The sequence below is a fragment of the Ciceribacter ferrooxidans genome (assembly GCF_004137355.1).
Classification (GTDB): Bacteria; Pseudomonadota; Alphaproteobacteria; order Rhizobiales; family Rhizobiaceae; genus Allorhizobium; species Allorhizobium ferrooxidans.
In genome coordinates this window covers 1-387 of record NZ_SDVB01000275.1, presented here as the reverse complement: position 1 = coordinate 387, position 387 = coordinate 1, and the positions used below count along the sequence as shown (strand labels likewise).

Sequence of the window (387 nt, the reverse complement as noted above, 5' to 3'; positions counted from 1 at the left end):
AAATCACCTGCCGGCTACGCCACAGCCAGTTGGTGAACACTCCGGAACCACCTGCCGGGCTGGCTGGAGCCACCTGCCAGTCACGCCAACATCACCTGCCAGCTACGCCAGAACCACTTGGCGGAGACTCCAGAAACACCTGTTGGGCCAGCCGGAACCACCTCTCAGACGTGCCAGAACCATGTGCCTGAGATGCTGGAACCACACCCCGAAAAGACCGAAACCACCTGCCAGACCCAACTGAACCACCTGCCGAGCACGCAGGAACAACCTGCTCGACTCGCCGGAACCACCTGCCGGGCCCAGCGGAAGCACCTGCCGAGCGCGCCGGAGCCACCTGCGCGCCCCGCCGGAACCACCTGCCGGGCCCAGCGGAAGCACCTGCCG

The 387-nt window shown here is 65.9% G+C and carries 1 protein-coding gene; it reads left to right on the top strand.

Annotated features, from left to right (window positions below; genetic code table 11):
- Window positions 1-192: 192 nt before the first annotated feature.
- A partial coding sequence (locus tag EUU22_RS26430) for a hypothetical protein (RefSeq protein ID WP_205687934.1) occupies window positions 193-387 on the top strand: 195 nt, incomplete at its 3' end.